The following is a 14,318-nucleotide window of genomic DNA, read 5'->3' as shown; positions in this document are numbered from 1 at the left end:
TTGGGGAGGGAATTATGACCTTATGGCTTAGTGCAGGCATTATTTTCACCCTACTAGCAATTGTTGCAATTTTAGTAAAATGGGGCAATGTAAAGTGTGTTGGCGTCACACCGGTAAGAACATTTACCTTTATCGCCATCTTATTTACATCAGGCTTAGATGTTGGCTTGATCATGTTTCCACTCACTGAGTTTGCAGGTTATGCAGACATAAAAGCAAGCCCAGAGTACGCGTTTGCCAATCCACTAGCTATCGAGTTTGGTTATTGGGGCTTTCTGATCTGGGGATTCTATTTCCTTACGTGCTTTTATTTCTGTGTAATAGAACCTAAAGTGAAATTTTTCGAAGTTCCTTGGGTTAAATTAATCAATAACGTAGTTATTATTGGTACTTGTGCCTTCACCGCTTTCTTATTGCTCTCTAACCTACCTTGGTATTTACCTAGTCTTGGTGATGGTGAGTCGATTATTCCGTCATTTTATTTAATTGTATTCGCAGCTATTTGCTTTGCGGTGTATTCAAGCACCGATATTAAATATGTACGTTTTCTAAGTATTTCAACTACCTGGTTATTTATAGCGCTAATTGGTTTTATGTGGTTTGGCGCATTTATGGGCGAAAATGGCCAAGTGTCAGATTTTACAAATAATTTAACGTTAATTGGTAGTTACTTTGGCAATATTAATCAGTTTGTACTGCCACTCAATGATTACCATGAGTTTTATTTATTTTGGTGGTTTGCGTGGAGTATTATGATCGGTCAATTCACATCGCGTTTTGTCGGTGGATTAAAAACCTATCAAGTATTGGGGGCAATGTTAATTTTCCCTTCAATCCCAATCGCAATTTGGTTTGGCGTGCTTTATCAGTATCACGAAGCAGGCATTGATACACAAGGGATCAAAAATATAGCAATGGTATTTGTTGGCGTAGTGTTTGTGATCAACTCGCTTGATTCACTGATCCGTTTATACACCGACAATATGGGTATGACGGTTAAACGTTTAGGTAAATTTAAATATATTGCGCTAAATGTTGTCGCTCTTTCATTATTAACCCTATTATTTAAGCAGAACTTTCTACAAATCCAGTGGGTCGGAGTGTTAGTGATTGGTTTGTTCTTTGCGTGTGCAGCCTATATTGCCTATAGCAAAGTTAAAACTGTGAGTAACATTGATAGTTCGCCGAAAGACAACAAAATTGACTACACAAAAATTGAATCAGCTAGCTAGATATTAGCTTATACAGTAGCGAAGGAATTAACATGACAACACAAAAAACATTATTAGCAGTCGCATTACCGTTTGCACTTTTTTCAACCTCAGTATTGGCTGATTGGTCAGCAACCGTAACCGGCGCATCAGATTATACCTTTAATGGTGTGAGCCAAACGCAAAACGACCCAGCGCTACAAGGTAGCCTTGATTATTCATTTGGCGAGTCAGGCATGTATGCTGGCACGTGGGCGTCAAACGTTGACTTTGGTGACGACACAAATATTGAATGGGATGCTTACTTCGGTCGCTATGCGCAGTTAAATGAAGCGCTCAGTATTGATTACGGCCTTGCGTATTACAGTTACCATGGGCAAAGCAACTCAAGCGATGGTAACTACTTTGAAGCTTACACTAAATTTGGTTACGCAAGTGAGTTAGGGCAAACAGAGCTTAACTTCTGGTATAGCTGGGATTATTTTGGTACCGGCGCAGGTCATGTGATTTCTATGGTTGCACACACCATTGAACTTGCACCTAATCACGCACTGCGTGCCAGCTTTGATATTTCAAATTCACTCGATGGCGATAAGTTCGCATGGGATACCGATGGTAAATCGTATAACCACTATCGTCTTGCTTATCAAACAAGTTTAGCGGGTTTTGATATTGAGGTAGCGGGCGAGAACACCAGCCTAGATATTGATACTGCAGATGAGCGTATTGTATTGTCGATAGGCCGTACATTCTCATTATAAGTGTTTTAAATTATTTTATTTAAACAGCAAAACGGCCATTAAAAAAATGGCCGTTTTTTATTCGTTATCCTCTTCAATATACCTAAGTATATCGCCTGGTTGACACTCTAGATGCTTACATATGGCATCAAGGGTACTAAAGCGCACAGCCTTCGCTCTGCCAGCTTTTAATACTGATAAATTCTGTGGTGTAATACCAATGGCTTCAGCCAGCTCGCTTGATTTCATTTTACGTGTTGCTAGCATGACATCTAAATCTATTATTATCGGCATTAAATCACAAGCTCTTGTTCTTGTTGTAATTGGTGTGCTTGTTTCATTACCCATGCTATTACGTAAATTATAAGCCCAGCGAGTAACCCTATAATGTCGGTATCGCTGATGAATATAATACGGGTAAGCTCGTCGCTCGTTATAGTATTGATTAAGGTCACAAGCAAAGCAGGATAAATGGCAGTAATCACAAATTGTAGAAGTAACACACCACCGAGCCATGTGAAGCAACGAATGTTTTTAGCGCTAAAAAACAGTCCCTTGCGATAAAGCGAAAACAAACGAAGTAAAATAATATTTATTATGATAAATGGCAGGACTTGGATTAAACCGAGCCAAACTAAAGCATTATAGTGATTTTCTGTTAATTGTTTAGCTGCGTTGCTCCATGAGCCATTGACTTCAAGACCTATCCACATATGAGCGCTACCTTCGACGCCTAAATTTAGCTCTGAGCTAGTGAATAACACCATACTTAGGGTGATCAATATAGTGAATAAGCTGAGTAATAGTAAGGTTAAAATGATATTGCTCATCCAAATTATTTTCTTCATTGTTATAAGCTGCTTGACGTTAATTGAGTTAATAATACCTCATAATGAGGCTTTAATTCAGTTCCATTTAGCGTATCGCCATGGTGTTTTCCAGATGCGATATATAATTGCTTTTGACTGGATGCAGCATGTTTGAATAAAGACTTTGCCAATGATATTGGTGTTTGTGTATCATTTTCACCCGTTATAATTAGCAGCGGTGATTTATATTGTTTTACAATTTTAAGGTTATCAAACTCAAGTAAGCCATCAGAGTAGTTAATAGTGATAAAAGGTTTTGCGTACCAAGGAACTCTAGTGTCGGTCATTTCTTGAATATTAGTAATACTGCCTTCGAGTACTAAGCCATCAATGTTTCTTTTCGTTGTGACATAGCCTGCTATTACGCTTCCTAAAGAGTGTCCATGCAAAATAATTGGTTTGTTGTTAATGCGAGGATTCTGTTTTACGTAATCAAATATACTAAGTGCATCTTGCTTTAGGTTACTAACGGTAGGTGAGCCATCACTTTTTCCATAGCCACGATGATCAAACATCACTATATTTGTTTGTAGTGGCAATAGTGCCTCTAAGGGTTGTTTTGCAGCAATATCAACTCTGAACTGATTTCCCCCAAAGTAGACTATAGTGGCTTTAGCGTTTGCGACGGTTATAAGAGTTCCGCGAAGTTTAATGCCATCAAACGCTGTAATCTCAATAGGGTTTAAATTTGCTGTATTATTAATATTCTGGAGTGTGGTTAGATCAATCCCCTGATCTGGTTTAATAAAGTGTGACTCCTTAACTTCTATTGTTGTACATGCCGTTAGGATCAACAGGGTCATCGATAGCACGAGGTTTAAACAGAGAGCTTTCATTTTAGTTCCTTTAAGTTAAAAAACTAAGATGCCATTAAAATGAACTTTAAACAATAAAAAATTATCGTTTTTCGATAATTCAAAGTGCTGTTTATGAGTTTATTCTTCAACTGCTAGAGCTACCATGGGCAAATACTTTTAAATGGGCTGGGCGCCAATCACATGCGCTAAACTTTATTAACGACGAAGTTCAATTCAATGATTGGCCTTAATTATTATAAGTACCTAGCGGTTAAGTGATTTGCTCCCGCCATAGCTGTCGCATAGAGACTCATTAATACAAGCAGAGTTAAGCTATCACCGTGGTCAAACATATAGTTTGCTAGGCCCATATTTAATCCAAACGTTAAGCATAAAATTACACTTAGTAAGTTTATGTTTTTGCAAATATTACCGATCGCAAAGCTAAGTAGTAAACCAGCAGCACAGGCTAACGAGTAACTTAAAGCATTAATTAGTAACAACTCTTGGTTAGCAAGAGTAAGCGCAGCTGCTGTGCTAAAACACAGTAAAGCTACGAGTGCTGCTAATTTTAAAACACTGTAACTAAGTGCGACTTTTGCGCTGTAGCTAGTGTTGTAAATTGGTAGGGTAAATAACAGCTCCCATGAGTTTTGCTTTTGTACTTTGCTCCATAAACTTAATGTAACAATCGCGAATAAATTCAGCGTTAAAACAAAAATGGCCTGCTCAGTGATATTATAAAATAGATTCGCCACTACACCGAAAAAACATAAAAGTGTAATTAAAATAAGGTATTGAGAGAGTCCAGAGCCAACAAAGTAGCTAAGAGGGAATAACCCTTTATTAATTGAGCTGCCGTAATTTGATAAAAAACCACTGGGAACTGGCGACCAACCAGATTGCAGACCATTACGATAATTTAGTAATGAATCGGGGCGCCATTTGTACGCAGATGTAAAGCTTTTATGAAATAACACGATAGCAATAAAAGCAACGACGTTAACGGGTATTAGCCAAACTGGCAGTTGCTCAATAAGCACACACACTAACGTAGCTATAAAGAAGCTGAAATAGCAAACAGAGGTAAATAAATGGCTGAATGAGCGATTTAAAAACCAGATAATAATGCCAACAAGATTGGCCATCGTGAGCGTTGCTAATAGATTGATATTGCCCGCAATTATGATACTCAAGATAGAAATTAAGTTACTCAATATAATGAATACTTTACCTTGAAACATCACATGTTTACGGTAACCAACAACTAAACTCTGCCATTCAGTGGCTTGCAAGCGAATACTTTGCCAAGCTATCGCGCTGTACATACAAATAATTGAAAACATGATCATTAGTCCGATCAGATCTTCAATACCTGTAGCTATAAGGCATAGTAATGTCGTTATAATTGCAGCGATGAAATAACTGGCACAGCCGACGTCTTTTAACCAAAAACTGACAGCACCTTGATACCATGGACATTTACTGGCTTGCATCATCCATGTAACTCCACAAACAGCTGTTCAAGAGACAGTGTATTGATTGCTAGAGCACCAACAACAGTTTCACCTGTATAGCCATAAATAATGGCACAATTTTGCTGTCTGTTAAGTACCTTGTATGCACTGAGATCAATCGTCGACTCTTTAAAGCTGACTTTTCTAACGGTGTCGCGAATGACATCTAATTCGTCGAGTAAAAGTAACTCGCCTTGTTTTATAAGTGCAATGTGGCTGGCGACGCGCTCTATGTCAGAGGTGATATGTGATGAAAATAAAATTCCGGAGCCCGAATCTATTGCTAAATCGAAAAGATCACTCATAAATTCGCGTCTAGCAATTGGGTCTAAGCTCGCCACCGGCTCGTCTAAAATAAGTAGCTGGGGTCTGTAGGCCATGGCCATAATAAGGGCCAAAGTTTGACGCTGGCCGATTGAGAGATCATTAATCGCATCCTTGCTATTCAATTCAAAGCGCGCGAGCCATTTTGCTTCTAATTGCATATCCCAATTTGGGTAAAAACTGCGATGTAATGCCAAAGCGTCAGCAATTTTAAAACCTTCATAACCAAACGTTTGCTGGGCGACATAACCAATTTTTTGTTTACTGCTGGCACTTAATTGATGACTTAATTCACCTAATGCTTGTACTTCACCCTCATCAGGCTTTACTAAACCCAGCGCGCTACGTAATAAAGTTGTTTTACCTGCACCATTTTTACCTAATAAACCAATCACCATGCCAGGCTCAACATTAAGGGTGATGTTGTTTAATATCAGACGTTGGTTGTAATGTTTAGAGACATTTTTATAGCTAAGAAGTGGTTGTGTCATTGTTATAATTCCCACCGTTTTTTTATTAGTTCGGTTAAAGTCGGTTGTGGCACATCGAGTTGTTTGGCTTGCTGAATAAGTTGATCGATAGCTTTAAAAAGTAAGCTCTCTTGTTGATCGGTTTGTTGTGCTGTTTTTTGTGCGACACGGGTTGCTTGGCCACGGCGTCGTTCTAACCAACCTTGATCCACTAATTGACCAATCGCTCTGGAAACTGTCATAGGATTAACAGCAAAGTGATCCGCTATTTTTCTCACGGACGGAAGCTCTTCACCTGCAGCTATTTGCTCACCTACAATTAAACGCACAATTTGTTCATGTAATTGCTTATAAATGGGATCGCCACTATTGGGGTTGACATTAATAAATTCTAGCATTACTCTTTCTCTACTGTATTAATACATTAATACACCGATACACTAAGTAATAAGTTATCACATTAAGTGTAAAATGCAAACAAGGGAAAAGTGATGAAAAGCATATCAAATTGTTTTAATAGACTGATAATTAAAGTGATGATGCCAATTTTAATGGTTGCATCAACTGCGTCATACGCAGAAAATAATCAAAATAACCAACCAAAACTGACGCCATGCTATATGGAAGGGCTGTCTGATCGATTGATGTGTGGCAGTATTGCTCAACCATTGTCAGATGATCCAAGCGAAGGGGAGATTGATATCCACTTTGCAGTTATACCTGCAATCAAGCCCAGTCATCCTGATGAAGCGGTACTTGGTTTTGCCGGTGGCCCGGGACAAGGGGCTATAGATTTAGCGAGAATATTTGACCATAACTTACGTTTTGCTCGCGAAACTCGTGACATAGTCTTGGTTGACCAGCGTGGCACGGGTTATTCACATCAATTGCAATGTGAAAGTGATGACCTAAAAACCCAGTTTGCTTTTAATGATGTGATTGCCGATCTTCAAGCCATGGGAGCAGAAGATACGCAAAAATGTAAAGCAAAGCTCAATATTGATTTGAGCAATTTTACTACGCCTGTTGCGGCAAAGGATTTTGAAGCTGTGCGTGTTGCTCTTGGTTATAAAGGCTTTCATTTATATGGGGTGTCATACGGCACACGTATAGCGCAAGAATACATGCGCCAATTTCCTAATGCTGTTTTAACGAGTACCTTAGATGGCGTTGTGCCAATGCAGCAAAGTCTGGCTGCCATAGGCGGAGCGGTTGATGGTTCACTGGCTGCATTATTCAAGCGCTGCGAAACTGATGCTTTATGCGCAGCCCAATACCCTAACTTAGCAAATAACTTTAATTCATTGCTTACGAGGCTTGAACAACAGCCTGTACAAACACAGGTTAGACACCCACGCACCAATGACCTTATTGATTTTACAATCACTAAAATGAAGCTTTACAGTGCGATACGATTTGCGCTTTACGGCCATGCACAACGTGCGATTGTACCAATGGTTATTGAAAAAGCACTAAGGGGTGACTATTCACCATTGGCTGGCATGATGGCGAATGTTGATTTAACACAATCTTTAGCAATGGGTATGCATAACGCCATCGTTTGTGGTGAAGATTGGCCACGCTTAACAACGCAAACCCGCGCTCAGTACAGTAAAACTTATATGGGCAAAGCAATGATTGCGGGGTTGGATATAGCGTGCCCAATTCTGAATGTAAAAGCCGTTGACGAAACATTTTATCAGCCGCTAAAAACCAGTACGCCAACGTTACTTCTTTCTGGTGGACGCGATCCTGCTACACCTGCAAGTTGGGCCGAGCTTGCGATGGTTGAGATGACAAATGCCACCCACTTAGTTGCACCGACTGCCACCCATGGCATTGGCTCACAAACCTGTGCGCCGAAAATCATTGCCAAGTTTATCGACCAGCAAAGTATGCAAGACATTGACAAAACCTGTATTAATGATGCAAATGACAAACCGTTTTTTATGAATATTAACGGCGTAGCCGTTGCCAATAGCCACCCAGCTGATGCAGCTAACAAGGAGTAAGTGATGATTAAAGTAACCAACCTAAATAAGAAGATTGGCGATGTTAATGCGCTAAATGGTTTAAGTTTTACTGCACAGGACGGCAAGATAACTGGCCTCCTAGGGCCAAATGGCGCAGGTAAAACCACTTGTTTACGCACCGTATTTGGATTGTTAAAGGCTGATAGCGGAAATGCTGAAATTGACGGCATTGATGTTGCCAAAGAGCCGATGGTAGCAAAGCAAAAACTAGGATTATTTCCTGATCCGTGCGGCTTGTATGAGCGATTAACACCAAGGGAATACATTACTTTTTTTGCCCAGCTCAGTGGTCTCAATGCCAGTGATGCAAAACAAGCGACAATAGATGTGATAAATAAATTAGCTATGAATGATATTGCCGATCGCCGTTGCCAAGGCTTTTCGCAAGGCCAACGGATGAAAACCGCCTTAGCACAAGCCGTGGTTCATAACCCATCAAACATTATTTTAGATGAACCAACCCGTGGGCTTGATGTAATGAGTACCCGCATATTAAGAGAGCTGTTGCTGTTATTAAAGGCGCAAGGGCACTGCGTGTTATTTTCATCGCATGTTATGCAAGAAGTTGCAGCGTTATGTGATCACGTGGTGATCATGGCCAATGGTCAAGTGATTGCACAAGGTTCAGTGGCTGAGCTGTGTGAACATGCAGGTAAAGAGACATTAGAAGAAGCATTTGTCGCCTTAATTGGTAGTGATGAGGGGATTGCAGCATGATTAATTTATTAACAGTGTTATTTAAAAAAGAAGTGATGGATGCCAGCCGTGATAAACGCTCGATAATGGCGGGGCTGTATTATGCGATAGGTGCACCAATTGGTGTGTGCTTATTAATGAGTGTTTTGCTACAGCAATTAGCATCGCCTGAAGCACTAAAAATTAATATTGAAAATAGCGATAGTGCACCAGGACTTATTGCTCACCTTAATAGTCGTGATATTTTTGCCAGTACTGATGCTAATGAGCGTAAAGATATTACTTTATCAATCAGTGATGACTATCAACAAAAAATGAGCGAAGGGCGCCCAGCTACGGTAACGCTAATTGCAGATAAATCTGATGATAAGTTGCGTAAACATATCAACCAAGTTGAAAAAGCAATAGCATTGTACAGCTCTGAAATAGCGAGCCTGAGATTAGTCTCTCGTGGTGTGGATCCGAGTTTGATGCGTGCAATCGCGATTGAAGTACATGATCAAGCTACACCTGATTCAAAAGGTGGCATGATTTTGGGTATTGTCGTATTAACACTTATTTTAGCTTTATTTTACGCGGCGATGAATTTGGCAATTGATACCAGTGCGGGTGAGCGAGAGCGTAATTCTTTATCGTTATTGTTGAGTCATCCATTACATAGTTTACATATTGTGCTTGCTAAAATAGGCGCTATCACCACGTTTTCGATGTTAGGTTTAGTGGTAATTTTAGTTGTCTCTAAGTTTTCGTATGCAATGGTGCCGTGGCAGCAAATGGGCTTTAGCATCACTATTACCCCTGCGTTTATGTTATTTAGTATCGCAATATGCCTACCTATCGCGTTGATGTCGGCAAGCTTACAAGTGTTTGTGTCTTTTATGGCTAAGTCATTTAAAGAAGCGCAATCTTACGTCACTATGGTGTTATTTATCCCAATGGCGTTAAGCATGATAACTACTTATGATATTGCGACAGATAAGGTGCAGTGGTTGCCGATAGCAGCACAGCAGTTTGCATTAATGGAATTTATTAAAGGTAATCCCATTCCTATCCCGCAGTTACTGCTATCAACAGTGATCACACTGGTATTATGTGCAGCCTTTAGTTTTTTAAGCGCGCGTATGCTGAAAAGTGAAAAAGTGGTATTTGGCTTGTAAGCTATTGAGTTGGAAATGAATCAGCGACCTAAAAGGCCGCTGATTTATTTTTGAGGGATAACTGAGCTGTTTAGAAGCAGAGTAAGTTATTAATAGCATTTTAAACAAGCAGCTTGGATAAAGTTTATAGCGTACCGTTGGATATAAACTTAGTAATTAGTTGTTGTTTCTTAAATAGAATTGCCACTGTTGCAAAGCAACACCTTGATATTAAGCCCTTATGAAACCGTAAGCTCTGCATTTTGAGGCGGTTTGGGTATCAGTGTTACGCAGCGAGATTTATAATGTCTGGCTGTACTCAGTCATGATCTGTTCAACCCAGTTAGCGATACGCTCATCACTGTGTTCGTATTGGCTGTCTTCATCAAGGGCTAAACCAACGAAGTGTTTGCCATCTTCGGTGAGTGCCTTAGAGGCTTCAAACTCATACGTGCTGTCGTTCGGCCACAATCCTAATAAAGTATATTGTTGGCTACTTATTTCATCATGTAACATACCAAGTGCATCTTGAAACCATTGACCATAACCTTGTTGATCGCCCATACCAAATAAAGCGATGGTTTTGCCATTGAGATCAACATCTTTAATGTCGTCCCAAATCGACTCCCAATCTTCTTGTAACTCGCCAAAATCCCATGTGGAGATACCAAAGATGATAAAGTCGTAATTTTCTGCATTTTTTAATGGTTCATCTTTGATGTTATGCAGGCTGACAATGTCTTGACCGATAATATCGCGAATTTTTTCTGCTGCTATTTCTGTATAGCATGTGGTAGAACCATAAAATAAACCAATTTGCATCGTATTTATCACTGTGTATTTGCCTGATATGATAGGCTGAAGTTTACCGTAAGGTATTATTAATTGATACCTTGATAACTATGAGAATAACTGTGACCACGTTACCTGATCATGAGTCATTAGACTCAGCCATTACAGATCACGACGAACTACTCGGTAATAGTGATTATCTTGAATCTTTTTTAGATAACCTCTATTTAGAACAACACGTAAGCGATAACACTTTATCTGCGTATCGCAGCGACTTGGATAAATTTTGCCACTTTTTAAAAGGTCAAGATTTGCTCACCGTGAGTGGCCAAGATATTGAAAGCTATTTAGCGCATCGTGTTGATTTAGGTTTAAAGCCTCGCAGTACGGCGCGCAGTATTAGCGCGTTAAAGCGCTTTTACCAATACTTTGTGCGTGAAAAACACATTACTGATTCGCCAATGGTAAATATTGCTCAGCCTAAAGCGGGCCTATCATTGCCGAAAACGTTGTCAGAAAATGAAGTAGAAGCACTTTTGGCGGCGCCTAATGTTGAAGAGCCGATGGGCTTGCGCGACAAAGCTATGTTAGAGCTATTATATGCAACGGGTTTACGGGTTAGCGAGTTAGTTGGGTTGCGTATTGAACAAATTAATTTGCGCCAAGCGGTGGTGTTTGTTAAAGGTAAAGGTAATAAAGAGCGTTTGGTGCCGCTTGGCGAAGAGGCTATGTATTGGCTCGAGCAATTTTTAAAAGTGGGGCGCGCGCAAATGATCAAACATGCCACCGATTTTGTGTTTCCGTCAAAGCGTGGAGTCGGTATGACTCGACAAACTTTTTGGCATCGTATTAAACACTATGCTATTTTGGCAGCAGTTGAATCGCCTTTATCGCCCCATACGTTGCGCCATGCGTTCGCAACACACTTACTAAATCATGGTGCTGACCTAAGGGTTGTACAGATGATGTTAGGGCATAGTGATTTATCAACCACACAAATTTATACCCATGTAGCTAATGAACGGTTAAAATTGGTACATCAGCAACATCATCCGCGCGCTTAGTGAGAATTTTTTCGTACTTCGGCGGTCTGAGTAGTTAAGAATTATCAGGATATAAGAGAACATTATGAAAAAGTTAGTATTAGCCGGTGCGATATTAGGCACCAGTATAAGTGCGTTTGCCAATGGCGTTGCAGCCATTCCTGATGCCAACGATCCAATCGTGACTAAGTTTGCAGAGCTAGGTGTTACTGTTAAGCAAATTAGCCCAAGCCCAGTGGCCGGTTTAAAAGAGTTGATCACTGATAAAGGCGTGCTGTATGCAAGCGCAGATGGTCAATACTTAATGCAAGGCACCTTGATTGATTTAAATAACCGTAACAATCTAACCGAGCAAGCGCTTAATGGCGTTCGTAAAGAAGGCCTAGCGCAATACGAAGACTCAATGATTGTTTACAAAGCTAAAAATGAGAAACATAGCATAACTGTGTTTACTGATATTAGCTGTGGTTATTGCCGTAAGTTACACCGCGAGCTTGATGATTTACTTGAAGCGGGTATTACCGTTAAGTATTTAGCGTTTCCACGTGGTGGTTTACAAGGCTCAGGTTATGCAGATCTAATGAATGTTTGGTGTGCTAAAGATCAACAAGAAGCAATGACAGCAGCAAAATCGGGCGCTGATACAAAAGTAATGGCCGGTTGTCATGCCCCAGTTGCAGAACATTATCAGCTTGGCCAAAGTTTTGGCATTAGCGGTACACCAGCAATTATTTTAGAAGATGGTACGATGATCCCAGGTTATCAGCCTGCGGCCGCATTAGCTGCTGCGTTAGACGCTAATAAATCGTCATAGTATTATGCTTTTTATAAAAAGGCCGTTAGGCCTTTTTTTGTCTTTATTCCTTAATCTAAAAGTACCGCGCCTGCATGAAAAAATTAATTGTTGCTCGTGATCATCATGATGATTCACACCTGCCAAGCCATTTGCACCCTGTTATTAAACAAATTTATGCCAGCCGCCAAGTTAATCATGCCGATGAGCTAAATAATAGCGCAGCCACTTTACATGACTTCAAATTATTTAAAGACATAGATAAAGCCACCGCTTTACTTCAACATGCTCTGCGAGCGCAAAGTAAAGTGCTGATCGTGGGTGACTTTGATGCCGATGGCGCAACCAGCACCGCTACCTTAATGCAAGGCTTAGCGATGTTTGGTTTTGCTCATTTAGACTATTTAGTGCCAGACAGATTCAGCTTAGGCTATGGTTTAAGTCCCGCGTTGGCCGAGCAAATAGTCACTATGGCACCAGATCTAGTGATTACTGTTGATAATGGTATTTCCTGTATTGCTGGCATCGCAATTGTAAAAGCCGCGGGCATTAAAGTGCTGGTTACCGATCACCACTTGCAAGGCGAACAACTACCCAATGCTGACGCTATCGTTAACCCTAATCGCCATGATTGTGAGTTTCCATCAAAATCAATCGCAGGAGTCGGGGTTGCATTTTATTTATTGATTGCGCTTAGAAGTGCATTGCGTGATGTTGGTCATTTTGCGCAGCAACCACCGCCTAACTTAGCCGATCTGCTTGATATTGTAGCGCTAGGTACGGTTGCTGATGTGGTGGCACTGGATGCCAATAATCGCACCTTAGTTCACCAAGGTCTAGCGCGAATTCGTAGCGGCAAAACACGCCCAGGTATTACAGCGCTGATTGAGGTCGCTAATCGTAACGCAGCGCGTTTAAGCGCCAGTGATTTTGGTTTTTCGCTTGCACCACGCTTAAATGCCGCTGGGCGTTTAGATGATATGAGTTTAGGCATAGCTTGCTTACTTGCTACTGATATCAATCAAGCGCGACGCATAGCCGCTGAGCTGGATAGTTTAAACCATGAGCGTCGAGAGATAGAGCAGGGCATGCAACTTGAAGCACAAGCCGTGCTAGATAGGCTTGCTTTTAGCGATGAACAAACACCTGATGCTATCTGTTTATATCAAGAAGACTGGCATCAAGGTGTGATCGGTATTTTAGCGGGACGTTTAAAAGAGAAATACCACCGCCCAACAGTAATTTTTGCTGGTGGCGACAACGGTGAAATAAAGGGCTCTTGCCGCTCGATTGAAGGCTTGCACATGCGTGACTTGCTTGAGCGCTTAAATACCTTGCATCCACATTTGATCAGTAAATTTGGTGGTCATGCTATGGCGGCCGGTCTGAGTATTAATGAGCAGCACTTTAGTGAGTTTAAACGTGAGTTTGAGCAGGCGGTAAGTGGGCAGTTAAGTGAAGAGCATAAACGCTGTATTATCTTAACCGATGGCGAGCTTGCTGATGACTGCTTTAGCATGGAGTTTGCAAATGTACTCAAACAAGCAGGGCCATGGGGGCAGCAATTTCCAGAACCCGTGTTTGAACACACTTTTGAACTCGTACAGCAGCGCATTGTTGGTGAAAAGCACTTAAAGCTGGTATTAAAACACCGTTCAGGGCGTTTGGTTGATGCTATTGCCTTCGGTATTGATGTGCGCGAGTGGCCTGATACTGAAGCGCGCTTGGTGAAATTGGCCTATCAGCTCGATATCAATGAGTTTAGAGGTAAATTTTCATTACAGTTAATTGTCCGTGAGCTGCAAAAAGTAGCTTAAAAAATATCTATTATCGATGCATAAAGTACTAATAAAACGCACGGTTTTTTGTTAAAATCGGGCGTTTTATTATTTAAAGC

At 40.7% G+C, this 14,318-nt stretch carries 15 protein-coding genes; 8 read left to right on the top strand and 7 right to left on the bottom strand.

Annotation, left to right across the window (positions count from 1 at the left end; translation table 11 throughout):
• Positions 1-14: 14 nt before the first annotated feature.
• Positions 15-1,232, top strand: coding sequence for a BCCT family transporter (locus tag H5203_RS09110; RefSeq protein ID WP_182819624.1), 1,218 nt, complete (start codon positions 15-17; stop codon positions 1,230-1,232).
• A 32-nt stretch (positions 1,233-1,264) separates the two neighbouring features.
• Positions 1,265-1,972, top strand: a complete 708-nt coding sequence (locus tag H5203_RS09105; RefSeq protein ID WP_145240814.1) for a TorF family putative porin — start codon at positions 1,265-1,267, stop codon at positions 1,970-1,972.
• Between the two features lie 57 nt (positions 1,973-2,029).
• Here the strand turns inward: H5203_RS09105 and H5203_RS09100 are convergent, their stop codons facing one another.
• The 6 genes from H5203_RS09100 to H5203_RS09075 all read right to left on the bottom strand — a co-directional run bounded on the left by H5203_RS09100 (position 2,030) and on the right by H5203_RS09075 (position 6,326).
• Entirely contained in the window at positions 2,030-2,245 is a 216-nt protein-coding gene (locus tag H5203_RS09100; protein WP_145240816.1) for a helix-turn-helix transcriptional regulator, read from the bottom strand.
• Complete coding sequence (locus H5203_RS09095; RefSeq protein WP_145240818.1) at positions 2,245-2,799, bottom strand: DUF2975 domain-containing protein; 555 nt, start codon at positions 2,797-2,799, stop codon at positions 2,245-2,247. The genes H5203_RS09100 and H5203_RS09095 overlap by 1 nt, the downstream gene beginning before the upstream one ends.
• Positions 2,800-2,801: 2 nt before the next feature.
• Complete coding sequence (locus H5203_RS09090; protein ID WP_145240820.1) at positions 2,802-3,656, bottom strand: alpha/beta hydrolase; 855 nt, start codon at positions 3,654-3,656, stop codon at positions 2,802-2,804.
• Positions 3,657-3,871: 215 nt separating this feature from the next.
• On the bottom strand, positions 3,872-5,116 hold the full coding sequence (locus tag H5203_RS09085) for a hypothetical protein (RefSeq protein WP_145240822.1): 1,245 nt from the start codon (positions 5,114-5,116) through the stop codon (positions 3,872-3,874).
• Complete coding sequence (locus H5203_RS09080; RefSeq protein WP_145240824.1) at positions 5,113-5,949, bottom strand: ABC transporter ATP-binding protein; 837 nt, start codon at positions 5,947-5,949, stop codon at positions 5,113-5,115. The genes H5203_RS09085 and H5203_RS09080 overlap by 4 nt, the downstream gene beginning before the upstream one ends.
• A 2-nt stretch (positions 5,950-5,951) precedes the next feature.
• Positions 5,952-6,326, bottom strand: a complete 375-nt coding sequence (locus H5203_RS09075; protein ID WP_145240826.1) for a GntR family transcriptional regulator — start codon at positions 6,324-6,326, stop codon at positions 5,952-5,954.
• Between the two features lie 93 nt (positions 6,327-6,419).
• On the opposite strand from H5203_RS09075, the gene H5203_RS09070 reads away from it, so the two are divergent.
• From H5203_RS09070 to H5203_RS09060, 3 genes are read left to right on the top strand one after another with little or no spacing between them, the layout of a single operon-like run.
• Complete coding sequence (locus H5203_RS09070; RefSeq protein WP_182731149.1) at positions 6,420-7,940, top strand: alpha/beta hydrolase; 1,521 nt, start codon at positions 6,420-6,422, stop codon at positions 7,938-7,940.
• A 3-nt stretch (positions 7,941-7,943) separates the two neighbouring features.
• Positions 7,944-8,678 (top strand): ATP-binding cassette domain-containing protein, encoded by a 735-nt coding sequence (locus H5203_RS09065; RefSeq protein ID WP_145240830.1) that lies wholly within the window; start codon positions 7,944-7,946, stop codon positions 8,676-8,678.
• Positions 8,675-9,814 (top strand): ABC transporter permease, encoded by a 1,140-nt coding sequence (locus tag H5203_RS09060; RefSeq protein ID WP_182757967.1) that lies wholly within the window; start codon positions 8,675-8,677, stop codon positions 9,812-9,814. Before H5203_RS09065 ends, H5203_RS09060 begins: the two co-directional genes overlap by 4 nt.
• Positions 9,815-10,093: 279 nt before the next feature.
• Here the strand turns inward: H5203_RS09060 and fldB are convergent, their stop codons facing one another.
• Positions 10,094-10,615: a flavodoxin FldB gene (fldB, locus tag H5203_RS09055; RefSeq protein ID WP_145240943.1), complete on the bottom strand. Its 522-nt coding sequence runs from the start codon at positions 10,613-10,615 to the stop codon at positions 10,094-10,096.
• A gap of 80 nt (positions 10,616-10,695) precedes the next feature.
• On the opposite strand from fldB, the gene xerD reads away from it, so the two are divergent.
• The 3 genes from xerD to recJ all read left to right on the top strand — a co-directional run bounded on the left by xerD (position 10,696) and on the right by recJ (position 14,238).
• Positions 10,696-11,649, top strand: coding sequence for a site-specific tyrosine recombinase XerD (xerD, locus tag H5203_RS09050; protein ID WP_220491296.1), 954 nt, complete (start codon positions 10,696-10,698; stop codon positions 11,647-11,649).
• Positions 11,650-11,713: 64 nt separating this feature from the next.
• Complete coding sequence (gene dsbC / locus H5203_RS09045; RefSeq protein WP_145240834.1) at positions 11,714-12,442, top strand: bifunctional protein-disulfide isomerase/oxidoreductase DsbC; 729 nt, start codon at positions 11,714-11,716, stop codon at positions 12,440-12,442.
• Positions 12,443-12,516: 74 nt separating this feature from the next.
• A complete protein-coding gene (recJ, locus tag H5203_RS09040; RefSeq protein ID WP_182784557.1) occupies positions 12,517-14,238 on the top strand; it encodes a single-stranded-DNA-specific exonuclease RecJ in 1,722 nt (573 codons plus the stop codon).
• Positions 14,239-14,318: the final 80 nt, after the last annotated feature.

Origin of the sequence: Pseudoalteromonas sp. SG41-1, from assembly GCF_014164575.1 — a bacterium.
Classification (GTDB): domain Bacteria; phylum Pseudomonadota; class Gammaproteobacteria; order Enterobacterales; family Alteromonadaceae; genus Pseudoalteromonas; species Pseudoalteromonas rhizosphaerae.
Note: the sequence above shows the minus strand (reverse complement) of the source record. Positions and strands in the feature narration are given on the sequence as shown.